This is a genomic window from Enterobacter sp. R4-368 (assembly GCF_000410515.1).
In the GTDB taxonomy this organism is placed as follows: Bacteria; Pseudomonadota; Gammaproteobacteria; order Enterobacterales; family Enterobacteriaceae; genus Kosakonia.
Window position 1 is genome coordinate 4,966,433 of the sequence record NC_021500.1, and the last position, 23,792, is coordinate 4,990,224.

At 54.9% G+C, this 23,792-nt stretch carries 22 protein-coding genes; 18 read left to right on the plus strand and 4 right to left on the minus strand.

Annotated features, from left to right (window positions below; translation table 11 throughout):
* The first annotated feature begins 22 nt into the window (after positions 1–22).
* The 8 genes from flgE (at position 23) to flgL (ending at position 8,405) form a co-directional block, all read left to right on the plus strand.
* Positions 23–1,300 (plus strand): flagellar hook protein FlgE, encoded by a 1,278-nt coding sequence (flgE, locus tag H650_RS23190; protein ID WP_017456405.1) that lies wholly within the window; start codon positions 23–25, stop codon positions 1,298–1,300.
* Positions 1,301–1,320: 20 nt separating this feature from the next.
* A complete protein-coding gene (locus H650_RS23195; RefSeq protein WP_020457433.1) occupies positions 1,321–2,076 on the plus strand; it encodes a flagellar basal body rod protein FlgF in 756 nt (251 codons plus the stop codon).
* A gap of 16 nt (positions 2,077–2,092) precedes the next feature.
* Positions 2,093–2,875 (plus strand): flagellar basal-body rod protein FlgG, encoded by a 783-nt coding sequence (flgG, locus tag H650_RS23200; protein ID WP_020457434.1) that lies wholly within the window; start codon positions 2,093–2,095, stop codon positions 2,873–2,875.
* A gap of 57 nt (positions 2,876–2,932) precedes the next feature.
* Complete coding sequence (gene flgH, locus H650_RS23205) at positions 2,933–3,631, plus strand: flagellar basal body L-ring protein FlgH (protein WP_020457435.1); 699 nt, start codon at positions 2,933–2,935, stop codon at positions 3,629–3,631.
* Between the two features lie 12 nt (positions 3,632–3,643).
* Positions 3,644–4,741, plus strand: a complete 1,098-nt coding sequence (locus tag H650_RS23210; protein ID WP_020457436.1) for a flagellar basal body P-ring protein FlgI — start codon at positions 3,644–3,646, stop codon at positions 4,739–4,741.
* Complete coding sequence (flgJ, locus tag H650_RS23215) at positions 4,741–5,697, plus strand: flagellar assembly peptidoglycan hydrolase FlgJ (protein ID WP_017456410.1); 957 nt, start codon at positions 4,741–4,743, stop codon at positions 5,695–5,697. The genes H650_RS23210 and flgJ overlap by 1 nt, the downstream gene beginning before the upstream one ends.
* A 75-nt stretch (positions 5,698–5,772) precedes the next feature.
* The gene (gene flgK / locus H650_RS23220; RefSeq protein ID WP_020457437.1) at positions 5,773–7,422 is read left to right on the plus strand and encodes a flagellar hook-associated protein FlgK; all 1,650 of its coding nucleotides are present in this window, start codon (positions 5,773–5,775) and stop codon (positions 7,420–7,422) included.
* Positions 7,423–7,436: 14 nt separating this feature from the next.
* A complete protein-coding gene (gene flgL / locus H650_RS23225; protein WP_020457438.1) occupies positions 7,437–8,405 on the plus strand; it encodes a flagellar hook-associated protein FlgL in 969 nt (322 codons plus the stop codon).
* Between the two features lie 81 nt (positions 8,406–8,486).
* Here the strand turns inward: flgL and H650_RS23230 are convergent, their stop codons facing one another.
* On the minus strand, positions 8,487–9,698 hold the full coding sequence (locus H650_RS23230; RefSeq protein ID WP_020457439.1) for an MFS transporter: 1,212 nt from the start codon (positions 9,696–9,698) through the stop codon (positions 8,487–8,489).
* A 161-nt stretch (positions 9,699–9,859) separates the two neighbouring features.
* On the opposite strand from H650_RS23230, the gene H650_RS23235 reads away from it, so the two are divergent.
* Complete coding sequence (locus H650_RS23235; protein ID WP_020457440.1) at positions 9,860–10,762, plus strand: LysR family transcriptional regulator; 903 nt, start codon at positions 9,860–9,862, stop codon at positions 10,760–10,762.
* Between the two features lie 40 nt (positions 10,763–10,802).
* On the opposite strand, the gene rne is transcribed toward H650_RS23235, so the two are convergent.
* On the minus strand, positions 10,803–13,949 hold the full coding sequence (gene rne / locus H650_RS23240; protein WP_020457441.1) for a ribonuclease E: 3,147 nt from the start codon (positions 13,947–13,949) through the stop codon (positions 10,803–10,805).
* Between the two features lie 570 nt (positions 13,950–14,519).
* Here rne and rluC point away from each other — a divergent pair.
* Positions 14,520–15,473, plus strand: a complete 954-nt coding sequence (gene rluC / locus H650_RS23245; RefSeq protein WP_020457442.1) for a 23S rRNA pseudouridine(955/2504/2580) synthase RluC — start codon at positions 14,520–14,522, stop codon at positions 15,471–15,473.
* Between the two features lie 42 nt (positions 15,474–15,515).
* Here the strand turns inward: rluC and H650_RS23250 are convergent, their stop codons facing one another.
* Both H650_RS23250 and H650_RS23255 read right to left on the minus strand, forming a co-directional pair.
* A complete protein-coding gene (locus tag H650_RS23250) occupies positions 15,516–16,667 on the minus strand; it encodes a dienelactone hydrolase family protein (RefSeq protein WP_020457443.1) in 1,152 nt (383 codons plus the stop codon).
* Between the two features lie 85 nt (positions 16,668–16,752).
* On the minus strand, positions 16,753–17,337 hold the full coding sequence (locus H650_RS23255) for a Maf family protein (protein WP_020457444.1): 585 nt from the start codon (positions 17,335–17,337) through the stop codon (positions 16,753–16,755).
* Positions 17,338–17,478: 141 nt separating this feature from the next.
* Here H650_RS23255 and yceD point away from each other — a divergent pair, with 141 nt between their 5' ends.
* The 8 genes from yceD to fabF all read left to right on the plus strand — a co-directional run bounded on the left by yceD (position 17,479) and on the right by fabF (position 23,734).
* Positions 17,479–18,000, plus strand: coding sequence for a 23S rRNA accumulation protein YceD (gene yceD / locus H650_RS23260; RefSeq protein WP_044489621.1), 522 nt, complete (start codon positions 17,479–17,481; stop codon positions 17,998–18,000).
* A gap of 16 nt (positions 18,001–18,016) precedes the next feature.
* Entirely contained in the window at positions 18,017–18,190 is a 174-nt protein-coding gene (rpmF, locus tag H650_RS23265; RefSeq protein ID WP_020457446.1) for a 50S ribosomal protein L32, read from the plus strand.
* A 79-nt stretch (positions 18,191–18,269) separates the two neighbouring features.
* Positions 18,270–19,358 carry a phosphate acyltransferase PlsX gene (plsX, locus tag H650_RS23270; RefSeq protein ID WP_110093663.1) on the plus strand — a complete coding sequence of 363 codons (1,089 nt, stop codon included), beginning with the start codon at positions 18,270–18,272 and terminating at the stop codon, positions 19,356–19,358.
* A gap of 6 nt (positions 19,359–19,364) precedes the next feature.
* Entirely contained in the window at positions 19,365–20,318 is a 954-nt protein-coding gene (locus tag H650_RS23275) for a beta-ketoacyl-ACP synthase III (protein ID WP_020457448.1), read from the plus strand.
* A gap of 15 nt (positions 20,319–20,333) precedes the next feature.
* Complete coding sequence (gene fabD, locus H650_RS23280) at positions 20,334–21,263, plus strand: ACP S-malonyltransferase (RefSeq protein WP_020457449.1); 930 nt, start codon at positions 20,334–20,336, stop codon at positions 21,261–21,263.
* A gap of 12 nt (positions 21,264–21,275) precedes the next feature.
* The gene (gene fabG / locus H650_RS23285) at positions 21,276–22,010 is read left to right on the plus strand and encodes a 3-oxoacyl-ACP reductase FabG (RefSeq protein ID WP_020457450.1); all 735 of its coding nucleotides are present in this window, start codon (positions 21,276–21,278) and stop codon (positions 22,008–22,010) included.
* A 154-nt stretch (positions 22,011–22,164) separates the two neighbouring features.
* A complete protein-coding gene (gene acpP, locus H650_RS23290) occupies positions 22,165–22,401 on the plus strand; it encodes an acyl carrier protein (protein ID WP_000103754.1) in 237 nt (78 codons plus the stop codon).
* A gap of 91 nt (positions 22,402–22,492) precedes the next feature.
* Positions 22,493–23,734: a beta-ketoacyl-ACP synthase II gene (gene fabF / locus H650_RS23295; RefSeq protein WP_044489622.1), complete on the plus strand. Its 1,242-nt coding sequence runs from the start codon at positions 22,493–22,495 to the stop codon at positions 23,732–23,734.
* The last annotated feature ends 58 nt before the right edge of the window (positions 23,735–23,792 follow it).

Below are 23,792 nucleotides of genomic sequence, written 5' to 3' on the forward strand. Positions count from 1 at the left end.
AAACACTTATCAGGAGTAAGTCATGGCCTTTTCACAAGCGGTCAGCGGCCTAGATGCTGCGGCCACCAACCTCGATGTCATTGGTAACAACATTGCCAACTCCGCCACCTATGGCTTTAAATCCGGCTCTGCGTCCTTCGCCGATATGTTTGCCGGTTCTAAAGTGGGTCTGGGCGTAAAAGTTGCCGGTATCACTCAGGACTTTACCGACGGGACAACGACCAACACCGGTCGCGGTCTGGACGTTGCGATTAGCCAGAATGGTTTCTTCCGCATGGTAGATACCAACGGTTCTGTTTATTACAGCCGTAACGGCCAGTTCAAGCTGGACGAGAACCGCAACCTGGTCAACATGCAGGGTATGCAACTGACGGGTTATCCGGTTGCGGGTACCCCGCCGGTAGTACAGACCGGTGCCAACCCGACGACCATTAACATCCCAACGACCGTGATGTCGGCGCGTGCCACCACCACGGCGACGATGCCGATGAACCTGAACTCGACGGCGACCATTCCGACGACGACACCGTTCGATCCGACTAACTCGGATACCTACAACAAAAAAACCACGGTAACGTCTTACGACAGCCTGGGTAACGAACATGCGGTTGACTGCTATTTCGTTAAAACCGCCGCTAACACCTGGGATGTCTACACCAAAGACTCCAGCATTTCCGGCTCTTCTTATGAAAAAGCCGCGCAGATGTCGTTCAGCTCCAACGGTACGCTCACTTCCGTGACTAACTACACCGAAGTGCTGCCGGCCACTACGCCGCGTACCTGGAACCTGAACGCCGCGCCGAACGCACAGCCGCAAATCAATATCGCGCTGGCCAGCCTCAATGGTTCTGCTGCCAGCACTTACTCGCTGAGCTTCCTGAACTCCATGCAGCAGAACACTGGCAGCAGCGGCGCCGCCTCTGTTGATCAGGATGGTTACCCGCCAGGATCGCTGGTGAGCTACGCCATCAACGATGACGGCACCGTGGTGGGCAGCTACTCCAACGAGAAAACTCAGGTACTGGGTCAGATCGTGCTGGCGAACTTTGCTAACAACGAAGGCCTGAAATCCGAAGGGGATAACGTCTGGTCTGCGACCACCGCTTCCGGCGTTGCTATCGTGGGTACAGCGGGTTCCGGCAACTTCGGTAAGCTGACCAACGGCGCACTGGAAGCCTCAAACGTGAATCTGAGTAAAGAACTGGTGAACATGATTGTCGCGCAGCGTAACTATCAGTCGAACGCGCAGACCATCAAAACCCAGGATCAGATCCTTAACACGCTGGTTAACCTGCGTTAATCGTCTGACGGGATGGCTTAATGGATCACGCAATATACACCGCGATGGGCGCCGCCAGCCAGACGCTGAATCAGCAGGCTGTCACCGCCAGCAACCTCGCGAATGCGTCCACGCCAGGCTTTCGCGCGCAGCTCAATGCGCTGCGCGCGGTACCGGTAGAAGGGCTTTCACTGCCTACCCGTACGCTGGTAGTGGCTTCTACGCCTGGCGCCGATATGACGCCAGGGCAACTTGACTATACCTCGCGTCCGCTGGACGTGGCGTTGCAGCAGGACGGTTGGCTGGCAGTACAGACGGCGGACGGCTCTGAAGGGTATACCCGTAACGGTAATATCCAGGTGAGTTCAACCGGCCAGTTGACCATTCAGGGGCATCCGGTGATTGGCGACGGCGGCCCGATTTCGGTACCGGAAGGTTCGCAAATTAGTATCGCGGCTGACGGTACGATTTCATCGCTGAACCCTGGCGATCCGGCGAATACTATCGCGCCGGTCGGCAAGCTGAAGCTGGTGAAAGCGAACGCGCAGGAAGTGGTGCGCGGTGATGACGGGCTGTTCCGTCTGAGCCAGAACGCACAAGCGACCCGTGGTACGACATTGCAGGACGACCCGTCTATTCGCGTGATGTCAGGTGTGCTGGAGGGCAGTAACGTCAAGCCGGTTGCCGCAATGACCGACATGATCGCCAGCGCCCGTCGTTTCGAGATGCAGATGAAAATTATCAGCAGCGTCGACGATAACGCCCAGCGCGCCAACCAATTGCTGTCAATGGGCTAATTAAACAGGACTACTTATGATCAGTTCATTATGGATCGCAAAAACCGGCCTCGACGCCCAACAAACCAATATGGATGTCATCGCCAACAACCTGGCGAACGTCAGTACCAATGGTTTTAAGCGCCAGCGCGCGGTATTTGAAGATCTGCTGTACCAGACGATTCGTCAGCCTGGCGCACAGTCTTCAGCGCAGACAACGCTACCTTCGGGTTTGCAGATCGGTACCGGTGTTCGTCCGGTGGCCACCGAGCGTCTGCACAGCCAGGGCAACCTGTCTCAGACCAACAACAGTAAAGATGTGGCGATCAAGGGGCAGGGCTTCTTTGAAGTGCTGCTGCCGGACGGCACCTCGGCGTATACCCGCGATGGTTCCTTCCAGGTCGACCAGAACGGTCAACTGGTAACGGCGGGTGGTTTCCAGGTGCAGCCTGCGATCACCATTCCGGCGAACACCCTGAGCATCACCATTGGCCGTGACGGCGTGGTTAGCGTGACGCAGCAGGGTAACGCCGCGCCGGTTCAGGTTGGCCAGTTAAACCTGACCACCTTTATGAACGATACCGGTCTGGAAAGTCTTGGTGAAAACCTGTACGCAGAAACGCAGTCGTCTGGCGCGCCAAACTCCACGACGCCGGGGCTGAACGGTGCGGGGATGCTGTATCAGGGGTATGTGGAAACCTCGAACGTAAACGTGGCGGAAGAGCTGGTGAATATGATCCAGGTTCAGCGCGCTTACGAAATAAACAGTAAGGCAGTATCGACCACCGATCAGATGCTGCAAAAACTGACGCAACTCTAAGGCGTTATCCGGTGCGGTAACTGCCGCACCGGAACCCTGATTTTGAAGATGAATGCAATGCAAAAATACGCCGTGCGCAGCTATCCGATTATGGCTTTAGTGGCATTAACCCTGACGGGATGTGCCTGGGTTCCATCAACGCCGTTGGTTCAGGGGGCGACCACCGCTCAACCGGTTCCGGGACCGGTGCCGATGGTAAATGGATCGATTTATCAGACTGCGCAGCCGATAAACTACGGCTATCAGCCACTGTTTGAAGACCGCCGTCCGCGTAACGTGGGCGATACATTGACGATCGTACTGCAAGAGAACGTCAGTGCCAGTAAGAGCTCGTCGGCAAATGCCAGCCGTGACAGCAAGGCCAGTTTCGGCATGGATACCACGCCGCGCTACCTGGAAGGTCTGTTTGGTAATGCCCGCGCCGATCTCTCTGCTTCCGGCGGTAATACCTTTAACGGCAAAGGTGGCGCCAATGCCAGCAATACCTTTAGCGGCACGCTGACCGTGACGGTCGATCAGGTGCTGATCAATGGCAATTTACATGTGGTGGGTGAAAAACAGATAGCCATCAACCAGGGCACTGAATTCATCCGCTTCTCGGGTGTCGTGAACCCACGCACCATCAGCGGCAGCAACACGGTTCCGTCCACACAGGTGGCGGACGCGCGCATCGAGTATGTCGGCAACGGCTATATCAACGAAGCGCAGAACATGGGCTGGCTGCAACGTTTCTTCCTCAACTTATCGCCGATGTAACCGGGGTGAATTATGTTTAAGTATTTGACTGGTATCGTGTTAGCGCTGGTGGCGACCTTCGCCCAGGCTGACCGTATCCGGGATCTCACCAGTGTACAGGGCGTACGTGAAAACTCCTTAATTGGTTATGGCCTGGTCGTGGGGCTCGATGGTACAGGTGACCAGACGACCCAGACGCCATTTACCACCCAAACCTTAAACAACATGTTGTCGCAGATGGGGATCACGGTTCCTGCCGGCACCAACATGCAGCTGAAAAACGTGGCGGCGGTGATGGTCACCGCCCAGTTCCCGGCGTTTGCACGCCAGGGACAGACCATTGATGTCGTGGTCTCCTCAATGGGTAACGCAAAAAGCCTGCGCGGCGGTACGCTGCTGATGACGCCGCTGAAGGGCGTTGACAGCCAGGTTTATGCGCTGGCGCAGGGTAACATTCTGGTCGGCGGTGCAGGTGCTTCCGCAGGTGGCAGCAGTGTGCAGGTCAACCAGCTTAACGGCGGGCGTATTACTAACGGTGCGGTCATCGAACGTGAACTGCCGACCCAGTTTGGCGCAGGTAACACCATTAACCTGCAGCTGAACCAGGAAGATTTCAGCATGGCGCAGCAAATTGCCGACACCATCAACCGTAACCGTGGTTACGGCAGCGCGACCGCGCTGGATGCGCGTACCGTGCAGATCCGCGTTTCTAACGGCGGCAGCTCGCAAGTCCGTTTGCTGGCAGACATCCAGAATATGGAAGTCGGCGTTACGCAGCAGGACGCGAAAGTCATTATTAACTCCCGTACCGGCTCGGTGGTGATGAACCGCGAAGTAGCGCTGGATAACTGTGCTGTCGCGCAGGGCAACCTCTCGGTAACGGTCAATCAGCAGGCCAACGTGAGCCAGCCGAATACGCCATTTGGCGGCGGTCAGACGGTGGTGACACCGCAAACACAAATTGATATGCGCCAGAGTGGCGGTTCGCTGCAAAGCGTCCGTTCCAGCGCCAACCTGAACAGCGTGGTCCGTGCGCTTAACGCGCTCGGTGCTTCCCCGATGGAGCTGATGTCCATCCTTCAGGCGATGCAAAGCGCAGGCTGCCTGCGTGCGAAACTGGAGATCATCTAATGTTGACTGACAGCCGGTTGTTGACAAGCGCGGCATGGGACGCGCAATCACTGAATGAACTGAAGGCGCAAACGCGCCAGGATCCTGGCGCGAACCTGCGCCCGGTGGCCCGCCAGATGGAAGGGATGTTCGTGCAGATGATGCTGAAAAGCATGCGCGAAGCGTTACCGAAAGACGGGATTTTCAGCAGTGATTCAACGCGGCTGTACACCAGCATGTATGACCAGCAAATTGCACAGCAGATGACCGCAGGCAAAGGGCTTGGCCTGGCCGATATGATGGTTAAACAGATGGCTGGCGATCAGGCACCGGTTGAGCCTGCCGATCAGATGCAGCAGGTGCCGATGAAGTTCCCGCTGGAAACCGTGACGTCCTATCAAAACCAGGCACTGACACAATTGGTGCGCAAAGCGATGCCAAAAGTGCCGGAAGATGGCGACGAGCCGTTAACCGGTGACAGCAAAGACTTCCTTGCCCAGCTTTCACTGCCGGCGCGTCTTGCCAGTGAGCAGAGCGGTGTTCCGCACCACCTGATCCTCGCGCAGGCCGCGCTGGAATCCGGCTGGGGCCAGCGCCAGATCCCGCGTGAAAACGGTGAGCCGAGCTTTAACATTTTTGGTGTTAAAGCCACGCCAGGCTGGAAAGGGCCGACCACAGAAATCACGACGACAGAATATGAAAACGGCGAAGCGGTGAAGGTGAAAGCCAAGTTCCGCGTTTACAGCTCGTACCTTGAAGCGCTCTCCGATTATGTGGGCATGCTGACGCGTAATAAACGCTACTCGGCGGTGACCACGGCGGCGACGGCGGAGCAGGGCGCGCAGGCGTTGCAGAACGCCGGTTATGCGACCGATCCAAACTACGCCCGTAAGCTGACCAGCATGATCCAACAGCTTAAATCGATGGGTGAAAAGGTCAGTAAAGCCTACAGCACGGATATCCAAAATCTGTTCTGAAATATCTCAAGTTTTGCCCTGGGTTGCCGATAATCGTCAACAGGACTCATGTCTGAAAGTGTATAAGGAACCTCCATGTCCAGTTTGATTAACAGCGCCATGAGTGGGCTCAACGCAGCCCAGGCCGCGCTTAATACCGCCAGTAATAACATTGCCAGTTATAACGTAGCGGGTTATACCCGTCAGACGACGGTGCTCACCTCAGGCAACAGTACCCTGACCGGTGGCGGCTGGGTGGGTAACGGTGTACTCGTTACCGGTGTTCAGCGTGAGTATGACGCCTTTATTACTAATCAGCTGCGTGCAGCGGAAAACCAGAACAGCGGTTTGACCACGCGTTACCAGCAGATGTCAAAAATTGATGATGTCCTGTCGGATACCACTAACTCGCTGTCGACCAGCCTGCAGAGCTTCTTTTCCAGCCTGCAAACACTGGTAAGTAACGCTTCTGACCCGTCATCCCGTCAGGCGATGCTGGGTAAAGCGGACGGTCTGGTTAACCAGTTCAAAGTGGCCGACCAGTACCTGCGCGACCAGGATAAACAGGTAAACCTGTCTATCTCTTCAAGCGTTGATCAGATCAACAACTACTCCACGCAAATTGCCAAACTTAACGATCAGATTTCTCGTCTGACCGCGGTTGGCGGCGGTGCGTCGCCGAACGACCTGCTCGATCAGCGCGACCAGCTGGTTAGCGAACTGAACAAAATTGTCGGTGTTGAAGTCAGCGTCCAGGATGGCAACACCTACAACATCAGCATGGGTGATGGCTACTCTCTGGTGCAGGGCAGCGATGCGCGCCAGTTGGCGGCCGTCCAGTCCAGCGCCGATCCGGCACGTACTGCCGTGGCGTATGTTGACAAAACCGCAGGCAACATTGAGATTCCGGAAAAACTGATCACCACCGGTTCGCTGGGCGGTTTGCTGTCGTTCCGTTCGCAGGATCTTGACCAGGCGCGTAATACGCTTGGACAACTGGCGCTGTCGTTTGCTGATTCATTCAACAAGCAACACACGCAGGGTTACGATGCGAGTGGTAATCAGGGTGGCCAGTTCTTTACCATTGGCGCGCCATCAACCACCAGTAATTCCAAAAACACCGGTGATGCGGTACTGACCGCAGCGGTTAGCGACAGCTCGGCGGTACAGGCGACGGATTATAAAGTGGCCTACGACGGGACTAACTGGAAAGTTACCCGACTGTCCAACAATACCACGACCACCGTGACGCCAGATCCCTCCGATGGCACGCTGAATTTCGACGGTCTGAAAGTTAGCATCAGCGCCACCACTGGCCCTAAAGCCAACGACAGTTTTACCGTTCGCCCGGTGAGCAATGCGATTGTGAATATGAGCGTGGCGATTACCGATGAGTCGAAAATTGCCATGGCTTCCGTCGCCGGTTCTGGTGCGAGCGATAACCGCAACGGCCAGGCGATGCTGAATCTGCAAAGCGCGAAAGTCGTCGGCGGCAACAAAACGTTTAACGACGCGTATGCCACGCTGGTCAGCGATGTGGGTAACAAAACCTCGACGCTGAAAACCAGCTCCACCACGCAGACGAACGTGGTGACGCAGTTGACCAAGCAGCAGCAGTCGATCTCCGGGGTTAACCTCGACGAAGAGTACGGTAATCTGCAGCGTTATCAACAATATTACCTGGCGAACGCTCAGGTTTTACAAACTGCAAGCACGCTGTTTGATGCGCTGCTCGGCATTCGCTAAGTAAGGGGTGAAAAATGCGTATCAGTACTCAAATGATGTACGAACAAAGCATGCGCGGCGTGACCAACTCGCAGAGCGCGTGGTTGGGTTACGGCGAGCAAATGGCGACCGGGCAGAAAGTTAACCGCCCGTCGGACGATCCGATTGCCGCTTCTCAGGCGGTGGTGATTTCGCAGGCGCAGGCGCAAAACACTCAGTATGAGACGGCGCGTACTTTCGCCAAGCAGAAAGTGTCGCTGGAAGAGAGCGTATTGCAGCAGGTGACGACGGCGATCACTGGCGCACAGGGCACCATTGTGAAAGCGGGCAACGGTTCGCTGAGTGATGATGACCGTGCTTCGCTGGCAACTGAACTGCAGGGCTACCGCGATCAGCTGCTGAACCTGGCGAACAGTACCGACGGTAACGGTCGCTATATCTTTGGCGGCTATAAAACGGAAAGCGCGCCGTATGATGCCACGGGCACATATAGCGGTGGTAACCAGGCAATTTCCCAGCAGGTTGACGCCTCGCGTACCATGGTTATTGCGCATACGGGCAATGAAGTCTTCAACCATATCAGCAGCAACGCCACGCCAGAACCGGTTGATCCGGCCACCGGCCTGCCGGGCACATCGGAAACCGATCTGTTCAAAATGCTCGATACGGCGATTACCGCACTGAAAACCCCGGTAGCGGGCGATGAAACCGCCAAGGCGGCAGCGCAGGCGGTGGTGGATAAAACCAGCCGTGGTCTGGGTAACTCCCTGAACAACGTGTCGACTGTCCGTGCTGAACTGGGTACGCAGTTGAACGAACTGGACACCCTCGATGCGCTGGGCGATGACCGTACTGTGGCGCTGAAACAGCAGAAGAGTGATTTGATTGACGTGGACTGGAACTCGGTGATGTCGTCTTACACCATGCAACAAGCCGCGCTGCAGGCGTCTTACAAAGCGTTCACCGATATGCAGGGTCTGTCGTTGTTCCAGATGAATAAGTAATGTTTTCATTTTGAGCATGTCTGGAAACTGGGCATGTTCGCTATGCCCGCTCCATCACCCCGGAGCGGGCTTTTTTTTATCCTACGCTTTCTGCGCCGCTTGCTGGATTTGACGGGCGTCGAACAGACGGATCAGCAGAGCAACCAGACCGGAAACCGTTGCCAGCACGACCACACCCTGCCAGGACGCAACGGAGTAAAGTTTGCTGCCCAGCGCAGAGCCCAGCGCCATACCAATGAACACACCAGTAAACAGCAGCGCATTCAGACGACCACGCGCTTGCGGTTCAAGACCGTACACGAGGTTCTGGTGAGCAACCAGACTGGATTGCAGACCCAGGTCGAAACCCACCGCCGAGAGGGCAATCAGTGCCAGCTGGCCATGCGGCGGCAGTACTGGCAGCAGGAACATCAGGGCGAAGGATACCGTCACCAGACCCGCACCTAACTGTGTAACTTTTTCTGCGCCAACTTTATCCGCCAGACCACCCGCCAGCGGTGCCGCTAACGCACCCGCCGCACCGGCGATGCCGAAAGTACCCGCGACCGCGCTGCCTAATTGATATTTTTCCAGCAGCATTAACGCAAGGGTTGACCAGAAAGCGCTAAAAGCGATGGATAAAAAACCCTGCGCGAAAGCGGCGCGGCGCAGTGCCGGATAGCGTTGCCACAGGTGCGCCATCGATTTCATCAGCGCCGGGTAGCTCAGCGTGGAGTGGGTTGCGAAACGCGGCAGCACCGACCACATCAGCACGCCAATCAACGCAATGCTGACTGCGGCAAGCTGATACATGATACGCCAGCCGAATGCCGCGCCGACAAAGCCGCTGACGGTACGGGAAAGCAGGATCCCGAGCAGTAAACCGGTCATTACCGTGCCGACCATTTTCCCCTGTTTGCCTTCCGGCGCGAGAATTGCTGCCGCCGGGACAATATCCTGCGCCATTGTTGCGGCCATGCCCAGTAACAGGCTGACGACCAGTAATGAAGGCAGATGGCTGGTCAGGCTACAGGCCAGTAACAGCAGCGCCAGTGCAGCACTTTTAACCAGGATCAGACGGCGGCGGTCGTGGCGGTCGCCCAGCGGCAGCAGGAACAAAATACCCAGCGCATAACCGGCCTGTGTGAGTGTCGGCACCAGCCCCATACCGTTGACGGTTAAGTGCAGGTCGCTGCCCATTAATGGCAGCAGCGGTTGTGAATAATAGATAGCCGCGACGCTGAATCCGGCGCCGAGCGCGAGGGCAAAAATGACCCAGCCAACAACATCGGACGAAAGAGAATGACGGTTCATAGCAGGTTCCCCAGGAACGTTAGGTGTAAATAACGAAGTGAGGCCATTTTTACGCAGCAGAGCATGGCGCGGTAGCCAGCGGAGTGGTAAAACGGTTATACGTGAAACGTATAGGTAAAATAATAATGAAACGGCAAGAGCGTATAGATAGGGTGGATTTGATGCGGACGTATATCCGTATCGTGGAGGCCGGGTCGCTGTCGGCGGCGGCGCGCCAGCTGGAGACGACGCAGGCGACGGTCAGCCGCCGGTTGCAGTCGCTGGAGTCGCTGCTTGGCGTCAAGCTGCTCTTGCGCACCACCCATGCGATGAAGCTGACGGATGATGGCGAACGCTGCTATCAGCATGCAAAGCGCGTTGCGGATGCCTGGGTAGCGCTGGAAGATGAGCTGAGCCAGTCCGACGACGAGCCGGTCGGGATTTTGCGCGTACGCGCACCGCATGCCTTTGGTCAGGAACAACTGCTCGGTCCGCTGACTCAGTTTCTTGAACGTCACCAGCAACTCTCTGTTGAATGGATGCTCAATGATAAGAATGTCGATTTTCTCAGTGCCAATATCGATTGCGCTATTCGCGTTGGGGCAGAAGTGGACCCGGCAACGGTATCGGTACTGCTGGCAGAAGTACCCCGATCTATCGTGGCGTCACCCGCGTTGCTGGCGCGTTTTCCTGCTGTCGACACACCGCAGCAGCTCTCCGCGCTGCCGTGGATTGCGCTCAGCACGTTCTACCAGCATGAAATTCATCTGAGTCATCTGCAAAGTGGCGATACGGAGCAGGTGGCGATTGCACCCCGGCTTTATACCGACAGCCTGTATGCGGCCCGCAATACCGCCATTGGCGGGCTTGGCGTGACGCTGATTTCCAGTTGGGCGGTGGAAGAGGAGTTGCGCAGTGGCAAGCTGGTAGCGCTGCTGCCGCAGTGGCAGGCCGCGCCGCTACCGGTTCATCTGGTTTATCCGTGGGCGCGCTATTATCCCGCGCGGTTGCGGAAATTTTTACAACTGATGCGTGAAGTGATGCCGGGGCTTGGCGGTATGCGCCATCCGGTGCGACAGGCATAAAAAAAGCCGACCCGGGAGTCGGCTTTTGACTGCCAGGGAATTACTCAGCAGCTGGCGGTTTCGTCGCCGGAGCGGTTGCCGCGTGTGTGGCGCTGTGACCACCCGCAGAACCTTTACCTTCGAAGACGAAGTTCGGGCGTACCCAGTCACTGTGACGCGGCGCTTCCGGCACATAGGCAGGCGCTGGCGCTTTGGTCATTGGCGCGGTAGCCACTTTTTTAGCCGCGGGAGCAACATGTGCTACCACCGGCGCTTTCACCGGTTCGGCAACAACTGGCGCAGCCGCTTCTTCGGACGCGTCCTGTACAGCTTCCGGCGCTGGCGTTTCTGCTACCGGTGCGACTTCCTGTTGTGCGGGTTCGGCTTTTTCTGCCACGTCCTGCGCAACGGGACGATCTTCCTCAGCAATCAGCTGCGGTTGTTCATCCACCGGCGTGTTGATCACTTCCGGCTGGGTGGTTTCAACGGCAACCGTCTGCGGTGCTTCAACAGCGGCTTGCGGTTCAACCACTGCCGGCTCGGCATTTTCAACCGTCGCCTGCGGCTCAACAACTTCCGCTTGCGGATGCGCAACCAGTTGAGCTTCAGCCATAGCCGGAGCGATCTCCTGCTCAGGGGCTGCATTGTTTTCAACGGCCAGTTCCTGAATCTGCTGCTCTTCCTGCGCGCGCGGCACCGGATAACGGATCCACACTTTACCGGACGCCATTTCCGGTGAGGCACAGGCTACGGTCAACGGCATTGGAGATTGCAGCGGGTAACGTTCATCACGATAGCGACGGCGACGCTGACCACTCACGCGCAGGTGGCGCGGGGAACGGCGTGAACGGCGCGGCATCGCGTTTTCGCGTGCTTCAGCGTTTTCATCCTGTTCCTGTACCGGCGCGGTTTCAACCACCGCTGGCAGATCGACTTTCGCCAGCTGCGTGTTTTGCGCTGCGGTGTCCTGGACAGTGATTTCTTCAACGCGGTTTTCTACGTTGTTGTCACCGCCAATACGGACTTTCTGGCTGAGTTGACGCTGTTTACGACGCGGCATGACCTGCACGCGCTCTTCCTGTTCAGTTTCCTGAGCAGGTTGCTCATCGCGGTTCAGCTCTTTGACATCCTGCTGCGCCTGGCGTTTATCATCATTACGGCGACGGTTGCGCTCACGGCGAGGTTGCTGCTGTTCGTCACGAGATTTCGTTTTTTCTGTTTCATCAACAGCGACTGGCTGGCGAGATTCACGGGCTTCGGCGTTTTGCTGCGATTTTTCGCGGCGGTTACGACGATTCTCTTCGCGACCTTCGCGGTTATCACGGCTTTCGCGCGCTTCGTTGCCTTCGCTGCGGTTGTCACGGCGGTCATTACGATCGCGACGGTTGCCCTGGCGTGATTTACGACGATCCTGCTGACGCTCTTGTTTCTCGCCTTTTTTCTCTTCTTTCACTTCAACCGGCGCCGGGGTAGCTTCACCCGCGAACAAGCCTTTCAGGGCTGAGAAGAAACGACCCAGCAAACCTGGGGCGGCAACTTGTGTTGCGGCAGGTTGCGCCTGGCTTGCTGCTGCGGCTGGCGCTTGTGGTGCTGGCGGAACGTCCGGCATAACGAAGGTAGCCAGTGCAGGTTGTTCAGGTAACTTACGTTCGGCGTACTCTTCTTCAGACGGCAGTGCCATCTCTTCTTCGTGCAGTTTCGGCAGCAGGTAGCTCAGCGTTGGCGTCTCTTCGCCTTTACGCACACGCAGTACGGAGTAGTGCGGCGTTTCCATCTGGTCGTTTGGCACGATCACGCAGCGTACGCCGCCCTGACGGGCTTCGATAGCGCTTACCGCGGCGCGTTTTTCGTTTAACAGGTATGACGCGACCGGAACCGGTACAATCGCATGCACTTCCTGGGTGTTTTCTTTCAGCGCTTCTTCTTCAATCAGACGCAGAATCGACAGCGACAGGGACTCGTTATCACGAATGGTGCCGGTACCGCTACAACGCGGGCAGACATGATGACTGGACTCGCCCAACGACGGGCTGAGGCGCTGGCGGGACATCTCCAGCAGGCCGAAGCGGGAAATATGGCTAATCTGAATACGCGCACGATCCTGACGTACTGCTTCACGCAGGCGGTTTTCCACCGCGCGCTGGTGGCGCACTGGCGTCATATCAATAAAGTCGATAACGATCAGGCCACCCAGGTCACGCAGACGCAGCTGGCGAGCGATCTCATCTGCCGCTTCCAGGTTTGTGTTAAAGGCGGTCTCTTCAATATCGCCACCGCGCGTTGCGCGTGCGGAGTTGATATCAATGGCGGTCAGCGCTTCGGTGGAGTCAATAACGATAGAGCCACCGGACGGCAGACGGACTTCACGCTGGAATGCGGATTCAATCTGCGACTCAATCTGGTAATGGCTGAACAGCGGGATTTCCCCGGTGTACAGTTTAATTTTGCTGCTGAAATCCGGGCGACCCAGCGCAGCGATATGCTGGCGAGCCAGCTCAAGCACTTTCGGGTTATCGATGAGGATTTCGCCGATATCCTGACGCAGATAGTCACGGAAGGCGCGCACAATCACGTTGCTTTCCTGATGGATCAGGAACGGAGCAGGGCGGCTTTCGGCGGCTTTCTGGATAGCTTCCCAGTGTTTCAGACGGAAGCTCAAATCCCACTGCAGCGCTTCGGCGGATTTGCCCACGCCTGCGGTGCGTACGATAAGACCCATACCATCCGGTAATTCCAGGCTGGAGAGTGCTTCTTTCAGCTCGGTGCGATCGTCGCCTTCAATACGTCGAGAAATGCCGCCCGCGCGCGGGTTGTTCGGCATCAGCACCAGGTAGCTGCCTGCAAGGCTGATAAAAGTGGTCAGTGCCGCGCCTTTGTTGCCGCGCTCTTCTTTATCAATCTGAACGATGACTTCCTGACCTTCACGCAGTACGTCTTTGATGTTCGGACGTCCATGTGCGTTGTAATTAGCTGGGAAGTATTCGCGGGCGATCTCTTTGAGGGGGAGGAAACCGTGACGCTCGGCACCGTAATCAACAAATGCGGCTTCAAGGCTGGGTTCAATGCGGGTGATTTTACCTTTGTAGATGTTCGCTTTTTTCTGCTCGTGTCCCGGGCTTTCGATATCCAGGTCGTACAGGCGTTGTCCATCAACAAGTGCGACACGCAACTCTTCTTGCTGAGTTGCGTTTATTAACATTCTTTTCATCGTAACTTACTCATTATTCTTACATTGACGACTAAGCTGCGGGCAAGATAACGCCTTTCCGGGGGAGAACCGATGGCCTCGAGACTATTCGCGTCGCCAACCTCACGGTTGTCGCTCGCTAAAGAGGCGCAGTGTGTCGGTTGCCTGTGTTTCCTGTGGAAAACACAGCGCAATTATCAGGGGAACAGCCTGGGAAAAACTCTCCAGAGAAGATTCCATCTACCGGTAAGGACTGCAACCCGCAGCCCGCTAACTGCCTGAAAGTTCAATACGTCTTACGCCATTGCTGCGTGTATGATCGGACAGGCAAAACTGGTCATTCCGCTCATTTACTTGTTTTAACAAGATTCAACACGGAAAACCGCAACATTATTCCTTGCGAACCCTGTTATAGCAAGCTGACTTTTACCATTTATCACCCGGTTACTCACAGTTTTTTCACCTTTGCCCGGAGATTGGTTTAATAACCGCCGAATCAACTGAGTAAAACGAAGTCACCGAGTCAATTGTAAATATAAGCATAGAAAAATGAGTGGCGCTATTCAGCGTGGCTATTTAGAATCGCCTCCCATGAAAACTGAGACACCATCCGTAAAATTTGTTGCTATTACCGCTGATGAAGCGGGGCAACGTATCGATAATTTTCTGCGTACCCAGCTCAAAGGGGTACCTAAAAGCATGATTTACCGCATCCTGCGTAAGGGTGAAGTGCGGGTAAATAAAAAACGTGTAAAACCGGAATATAAACTGGAAGCGGGGGATGAAATCCGCATTCCGCCGGTACGCGTGGCAGAAAAAGAAGAAGAGGCGGTTTCTCCGCATTTGCAAAAAGTTGCCCAGCTAACCGACGTTATTCTCTATGAAGACGATCATATCCTGGTGCTGAACAAACCCTCGGGCACGGCGGTACACGGCGGTAGCGGGCTGAGTTTTGGCGTGATTGAAGGGTTGCGCGCGTTGCGCCCGGAAGCCCGCTTTCTTGAACTGGTTCACCGTTTAGATCGTGACACCTCCGGCGTTTTGCTGGTGGCAAAAAAACGTTCCGCGCTGCGTTCGCTGCATGAGCAGCTGCGCGGTAAAGATATGCAGAAGGATTATCTGGCGCTGGTCCGCGGCCAGTGGCAGTCGCATGTCAAAGTGGTGCAGGCACCTTTGCTGAAAAATATTCTGCAAAGTGGCGAGCGGATAGTGCGGGTGAACAGCGAAGGCAAGCCTTCAGAAACACGTTTTAAAGTTGAAGAGCGCTATGAATTCGCGACGCTGGTGCGTTGCAGCCCGGTGACCGGACGTACGCATCAGATTCGTGTACATACTCAACATGCCGGCCACCCGATTGCTTTTGACGATCGCTATGGCGATCGCGAGTTTGATAAGCAACTGGCTCCAACCGGGCTGTCACGACTGTTCCTGCACGCTGCGGCACTCAAGTTCACGCATCCCCATACGGGCGAAACATTGCGTATAGAAGCGCCACTTGATGATGCACTCAAACATTGTCTGCAAGTGTTACGCAACGCTAAGTAATCTTTTCCCCCTCGCGTCTGCGAGGGGGAAAACGGGGTTGGCTTACGGCTTCAGCCATTTGTCCAGCCACGGAAACACTTCATTTTGCTGTTCCTGATAAAAGACATGTCCCAGTTCCGGCCAGCTTTTCGTCACCAGTTTGTCGTCTGCCTGCTGCGAAGACCACACCCGATGCACTTTGTCAAAAGCGTCTTTTACCGCCTCAGCCGGAAAAAGTTTGTCTTTGCCACCGCTGAAAATCAGCATCGGCTTCGGCGCGGCGATGCTGGCGATATCCGGAATATCCATGCGGGCGGGCATCCCCGGATGCAACATATAGAACGCGGATTGACCGCGTAACACGTTATTGCCGGGTTGCATCAGGCCGTTATAGGTTCCAAACCACGAAATCACCGCTGTAGCAGCGACTTTTTCGCTCAGCGCCGCCAGTTGCCAGGCGCGAAAACCACCCATTGAGAAACCCAGTACGCCAACGCGTTTACTGTCCACTCCGGGATGCGCGGCGATAAAATCGACCGTGCGCATATCCTCATAGGCTACTTCGCCTGCCAGCGAGCGTCCCAGATTGTAGTAGTTGCTGGCCAGCGCCTGTTGTTGTTCATAAACCATCGGGCCGCGATCGCCCCATCCGGGACTGTCGATAGCGATAACCGCGTAGCCCCGGCTCGCCAGTTCATCGCCAATAAATTTACCGCTGAAAAATTTATCAGCCCATGCTTGCGCACTGGCGAGTTGCTCCGCGTTACCCCACGGGCGGATCAGCTTCTCTTTGCCGATATCAAACTTCGAGCCATGATCGTGCAACAGAACGATGGCAGGGTGCGGGCCGGGTGTTTTCGGCATCAATAACAGGGCGGAAATGCGGTTATCGTCCGTCATGTTTAGCGATAATTTTTCAGCGGTATAGCTGCCGCGATCTTCTTTCACTATCGAGTGAGGAGAAAAGGGTTTCATGGCGTCCGGGGTGAGCAGGGCGCGGCGAAATAACTGGCGGCTATGCGATTGCCACTGGTGGAAATCTTTAAAATTGCCTGATAACCACGAATCGGGATAACGCATCTGCGCTTTCAGCGTTTGCCAGCTTGCCGGAAGATTGCCTTCAACGACGCCCTCTGTTTGCCACTTATCTTGCGCATAAACATTGCCAGACGCCAGCAGGGCAAACATCAGCGGCAACGTACGTAAAATCTTCATCACCTCTCCTTAAATTAAAACGTCGTTTTAATATTGGTGATGAATGTAACGTTTGCCTAAAAAAGAAACTGTGATCGCGAAAGCATTAGCTTAACAACGGGTTACAATGTTCACGCCGGAGCATCTGGCACAGCGCAATTAGCGGCAAACCCACTAATGTATTAGGGTCACGTCCTTCCAGGCGTTCAAACAATGCAATACCCAGTCCTTCGCTTTTGAAGCTACCGGCACAGTTCAACGGGCGCTCTTTGCGGACATAGTCGTCGATTTCCTGTTCACTTAAGCGGCGAAAATGGACGTCGAAAGGCTCACATTCCGTTTGCACATGACCGGTTGCGGAATTAAACAGCGCCAGGCCAGTATAAAAAGTCACAATATTGCCGCTAGCTTTCATCAATTGCTGGCGGGCATTCTCTTCTGTGTGCGGTTTGCCGGTAATTTCGCCATCAAGTACGCACACCTGATCGGAACCAATAATCAAATGTTGAGGGTATTTTTGCGCCAGTGATTGCGCCTTTTCCTGCGCCAGTCTTAGCACTAAATGGCGAGGAGCTTCGCCTGCACGCGGTGTTTCGTCTGTCTGCGGTGCGGCGCATTCGAAGGGTAAACCGAGTTTTTCGAGCAGGGCGCGGCGGTAGGGCGAAGTGGAAGCGAGGATAATTTGCGACATATTTTTTTCACCAAATATGGCTTAACAATGACAGGCATTTTAAACTGTAGGCCGCAATGTGTGCGAATTATTGGCAAAAGGCAACCGCAGGCTGCCTTTTTCTTTGACTCTATGACGTTACAAAGTTAATATGCGCGCCCTATGCAAAAGGTAAAATTACCCCTGACTCTTGATCCGGTTCGCACGGCTCAAAAACGCCTTGATTACGAGGGTATCTATACTCCCGACCAGGCGGAGCGCGTCGCTGAATCTGTAGTCAGCGTAGACAGTGATGTGGAATGCTCCATGTCGTTCGTTATCGATAACCAGCGTCTTGCCGTGTTAAACGGTGATGCAAAGGTAACGGTATCGCTCGAATGCCAGCGTTGCGGGAAACCGTTCACTCATCAGGTCTACACCACGTATTGTTTTAGTCCTGTGCGTTCAGACGAACAGGCTGAAGCACTGCCGGAAGCGTATGAGCCGATTGAGGTTAACGAATTCGGTGAAATCGATCTGCTGGCGCTGGTCGAGGATGAAATCATTCTCTCCCTGCCGGTAGTTCCGGTGCATGATTCTGAACACTGTGAAGTGTCCGAGGCGGACATGGTCTTTGGGGAACTGCCTGATGAAACGCAGAAACCAAATCCATTTGCCGTATTAGCCAGCTTAAAGCGTAAGTAATTAAGGAGTAAGGTCCATGGCCGTACAACAGAATAAACCAACCCGTTCCAAACGTGGCATGCGTCGTTCCCATGACGCGCTGACCGCAGTCACCAGCCTGTCTGTAGACAAAACTTCTGGTGAAACCCACCTGCGTCACCACGTTACCGCCGACGGTTTCTACCGCGGTCGCAAGGTTATCACTAAGTAATCACGCGCAAGCGTGATGAAGCTTAGTGAGGATTTCCCCGCGTAAGCGGGGATAGACCGAACCAGGCTGCGACGATACCTTGACACGTCTAACCCTGGCGTTAGATGTCATGGGGGGAGATTTTGGCCCATCCGTGACAGTGCCTGCAGCTTTGCAGGCACTGAACTCTAATTCTCAACTCAACCTTCTTTTAGTCGGCGATCCCGACGCTATCACGCCATTACTTGCCAAAGCTGATTTCGAGCAACGCTCGCGCTTGCTTATTGTTCCTGCCCAGTCAGTTATTGCCAGTGATGCGCGCGCAGCGCAGGCTATTCGTAGCAGCCGTGGTACTTCTATGCGCATGGCGCTGGAGTTAGTCAAAGAAGGTCGCGCCCAGGCCTGCGTGAGTGCGGGAAATACCGGTGCGCTAATGGGGCTGGCGAAAATGCTGCTCAAACCGCTTGACGGAATTGAGCGTCCGGCGCTGGTGACCGTGTTGCCTCATCAACAGAAAGGTAAGACCGTTGTGCTGGATCTGGGCGCAAACGTCGATTGTGACAGCACGATGCTGGTGCAATTTGCCGTGATGGGCGCGGTGATGGCCGAAGAGATCCTCGGTATTGCCAACCCACGTGTGGCGCTACTAAATATTGGTGAAGAAGAGACCAAAGGGCACGATAGCATCCGCGATGCTGCGGCATTATTACGCTCCATGTCCTCAATGAACTACATTGGTTATCTTGAAGCGAACGAATTATTGACCGGCAAAACGGATGTGCTGGTGTGTGACGGTTTTACCGGAAACGTCACATTAAAAACAATGGAAGGTGTTGTCAGAATGTTTCTTTCACTGCTGAAATCGCAGGGTGAAGGGAAAAAAAGGTCGTGGTGGCTGATTTTATTAAAGCGTTGGTTACAAAAAAGCCTGACAAGGCGATTCAGTCACCTCAACCCCGACCAGTATAATGGCGCCTGTCTGTTAGGATTGCGCGGCACTGTGATTAAGAGTCATGGTGCGGCGAATCAGCGCGCATTTTGCGTGGCAATTGAGCAGGCAGTGCAGGCGGTGCAGCGGCAGGTTCCACAACGGATCGCCGCTCGCCTGGAATCTGTGTATGCACACTCGTCTTCGTCTGCAACGGATGGCGAAAACCAGAGCGTGTGTATATTACCCAAGAGTGACTGAGCGTACATGTATACGAAGATTATTGGTACCGGCAGTTATCTGCCTGAGCAGGTTCGGACAAACGCCGATTTAGAAAAAATGGTGGAAACCTCTGACGAGTGGATTGTCAGCCGTACAGGGATCCGTGAGCGCCGCATCGCCGCTGCAAACGAAACGGTTTCGACCATGGGCTATGAAGCCGCTAAGCGTGCGCTTGAGATGGCGGGCATCGATAACGATCAGATTGGCTTGATCATTGTTGCTACTACCTCTGCAACGCATGCCTTCCCGAGTGCAGCCTGCCAAATCCAGAACATGCTGGAAATCAAAGGTTGCCCGGCGTTTGACGTTGCTGCTGCGTGTGCGGGCTTCACCTATGCGCTGAGCATCGCCGATCAGTATGTTAAATCTGGTGCGGTGAAACATGCGTTGGTCATTGGTTCTGATGCGCTCGCGCGGACATTAGATCCGGACGACCGCGGTACGATTATTCTGTTTGGTGATGGTGCAGGCGCTGTTGTGCTGGGCACTTCCGAAGAGCCAGGCATCATCTCCACACATATGCACGCAGACGGGAGCTACGGCGAGCTGCTGACGCTGCCTAACCTTGATCGTGTGCATCCGGAGAACCCGACCTATCTGACGATGGCGGGTAACGAAGTATTCAAAGTTGCGGTGACAGAGCTGGCGCGTATTGTTGATGAAACATTAACAGCCAATAATCTTGAGCGCAGCGAGCTGGACTGGCTGGTGCCGCATCAGGCTAACTTGCGTATCATCAGCGCGACAGCGAAGAAGCTCGGCATGTCGATGGATAGCGTCGTTGTTACGCTGGATCGCCATGGCAACACCTCCGCAGCTTCAGTTCCCAGCGCGCTTGATGAAGCGGTACGCGACGGACGCATTAAGCCGGGGCAACTTGTCCTGCTGGAAGCGTTTGGTGGCGGGTTCACCTGGGGCTCGGCGCTGGTTCGTTTCTGAGTATAAGGATAAAAAATGACGCAATTTGCTTTTGTGTTCCCGGGACAAGGTTCCCAAACCGTCGGTATGTTAGCTGATATGGCTGCGGCTTATCCGGTGATTGAAGAGACATTCGCAGAGGCATCAGCTGTTCTGGGTTATGATCTCTGGTCTCTGGTGCAACAAGGCCCGGCGGAAGAACTGAACAAAACCTGGCAGACACAACCGGCGCTGCTGGCCGCTTCTGTCGCGCTGTGGCGCGTCTGGCAGCAGCAGGGTGGTAAAACCCCTGCGCTGATGGCGGGGCATAGCCTGGGCGAATACTCCGCATTAGTGTGTGCGGGTGTTATCGCGTTTGCTGATGCGGTTCGTTTGGTTGAACTACGTGGGAAATTCATGCAGGAAGCCGTGCCGGCGGGTACTGGCGCGATGTCTGCCATTATCGGCCTGGATGATGCTTCCATTGCCAAAGCATGTGAAGAATCGGCACAAGGGCAAGTTGTCTCTCCGGTGAACTATAATTCGCCAGGCCAGGTGGTTATTGCTGGTCATAAAGAAGCCGTTGAACGCGCAGGCGCTGCTTGCAAGGCTGCAGGTGCCAAGCGTGCGCTGCCGCTGCCGGTTAGCGTACCGTCGCACTGTGCGCTGATGAAGCCTGCCGCAGAAAAACTGGCCGCTGAATTAAAGAACATTACTTTTAACGCGCCGCAGATCCCGGTTGTAAATAACGTGGATGTGAAGTGCGAAACGACGCCAGAAGCGATTCGCGATGCGCTGGTGCGTCAGCTGTACAGCCCCGTGCAATGGACGAAGAGCGTTGAATTGATGGCGTCGCAGGGCATTGAGCACTTATATGAAGTTGGCCCGGGTAAAGTCCTCACCGGCCTGACTAAACGTATTGTTGACACCCTGACTGCATCTGCGCTCAACGAGCCGGCTGCCGTGTCAGAGGCACTTGCGCAATAAAAGAGGAAGACCATGAGTTTTGAAGGAAAAATCGCACTGGTAACCGGTGCAAGCCGCGGTATTGGTCGCGCTATTGCAGAAACCCTCGTTGCCCGTGGCGCGAAGGTTATCGGTACGGCGACCAGCGAGAGTGGCGCGCAGGCGATCAGCGACTATTTAGGTGCGAACGGCAAAGGTCTGGTGTTGAATGTGACCGATGCTGCATCTATCGAATCTGTTCTGGAAAACATTCGCGCAGAATTTGGCGAGGTTGATATTCTGGTAAATAATGCCGGGATCACCCGTGATAACCTGTTGATGCGCATGAAAGAGGATGAGTGGAACGATATTCTCGACACCAATCTTTCATCTGTTTTCCGTCTGTCAAAAGCGGTAATGCGCGCTATGATGAAAAAGCGTCATGGGCGTATTATCACTATCGGTTCTGTGGTTGGTACCATGGGAAATGCTGGTCAGGCCAACTACGCTGCGGCGAAAGCGGGTCTTATCGGTTTCAGTAAATCGCTGGCGCGTGAAGTTGCGTCCCGCGGTATTACTGTAAACGTTGTTGCTCCGGGTTTTATTGAAACGGACATGACGCGTGCGCTTTCTGATGATCAGCGTGCGGGTATTCTGGCGCAGGTTCCTGCGGGTCGCCTTGGCGGTGCTCAGGAAATCGCCAGTGCGGTTGCATTTTTAGCCTCTGACGAGGCGGGTTACATCACTGGTGAAACCCTGCACGTCAATGGCGGAATGTATATGGTTTAACCACGATGAAAATTATTTGCGTTATTAGGGCGAAAGGCCTCAAAATAGCGTAAAATCGTGGTAAGAACTGCCGGGATTTAGTTGCAAATTTTTCAACATTTTATACACTACGAAAACCATCGCGAAAGCGAGTTTTGATAGGAAATTTAAGAGTATGAGCACTATCGAAGAACGCGTTAAGAAAATTATCGGCGAACAGCTGGGCGTTAAGCAGGAAGAAGTTACCAACAATGCTTCCTTCGTTGAAGACCTGGGCGCTGATTCTCTTGACACCGTTGAGCTGGTAATGGCTCTGGAAGAAGAGTTTGATACTGAGATTCCGGACGAAGAAGCTGAGAAGATCACCACCGTTCAGGCTGCCATTGATTACATCAACGGCCACCAGGCGTAAGTGAACATCTCCAGGCGGTCACTCGACCGCCTGAGTTTTATCTGTAGTTATCCCACGAATCTCTTTTTTATACCCTCCCTGGAGGACAAACGTGTCTAAGCGTCGTGTAGTTGTGACCGGACTTGGCATGTTGTCTCCTGTCGGCAATACCGTAGAGTCTACCTGGAAAGCTCTCCTTGCCGGTCAGAGTGGCATCAGCCTGATCGACCATTTCGATACTAGCGCCTATGCAACCAAATTTGCTGGCTTAGTAAAGGATTTTAACTGTGAAGACATCATCTCGCGTAAAGAACAGCGCAAGATGGATGACTTCATTCAATATGGAATTGTGGCTGGCGTTCAGGCCATGCAGGATTCCGGCCTTGAAGTCACAGAAGAGAACGCATCCCGTATTGGCGCAGCGATTGGTTCTGGTATCGGCGGTCTCGGCCTGATCGAAGAAAACCATAGCTCCCTCGTCAAGGGTGGGCCGCGTAAAATCAGCCCGTTCTTTGTACCTTCAACGATTGTCAACATGGTGGCAGGTCATCTGACTATCATGTTCGGTCTGCAAGGCCCGAGTATTTCCATCGCGACAGCGTGTACCTCAGGTGTGCATAACATCGGTCATGCGGCACGTATCATCGCCTACGGCGACGCCGACGCCATGCTGGCAGGCGGCGCGGAAAAAGCGAGTACGCCGTTAGGCGTCGGTGGCTTTGGCGCAGCGCGCGCGCTGTCTACCCGCAACGATAACCCGCAGGCGGCAAGCCGTCCGTGGGACAAAGAGCGTGACGGCTTTGTTCTCGGCGATGGCGCTGGCATCATCATGCTGGAAGAGTATGAGCATGCGAAAAAGCGCGGTGCGAAAATTTATGCTGAAATCGTCGGCTTTGGTATGAGCAGCGATGCTTATCACATGACGTCTCCGCCGGAAAACGGTGCGGGTGCCGCGAAGGCGATGGTTAATGCACTGCGTGATGCCGGCATCACCCCGGGCCAGATTGGCTATGTTAATGCGCACGGTACGTCTACGCCGGCGGGTGATATGGCAGAAGCGCAGGCCGTGAAATCGGTCTTTGGCGACGCGGCTCGCACAGTAATGGTCAGTTCGACCAAATCGATGACCGGCCACCTGCTGGGTGCGGCAGGCGCAGTAGAATCTATTTACTCGATCCTCGCCCTGCGCGATCAGGCTGTTCCGCCGACCATCAACCTGGATAACCCGGATGAAGGGTGCGATCTGGATTTTGTGCCGCATGTTGCACGCCAGGTGAGCGGTATGGAGTACACCCTGTGTAACTCCTTCGGTTTCGGTGGCACCAACGGCTCGTTGATCTTCAAGAAAGTCTGATCATTTCGCTGTGTACTGGAGGCCCGCTTGTCGGGCCTTTTCTATTCGGGTTTATCCC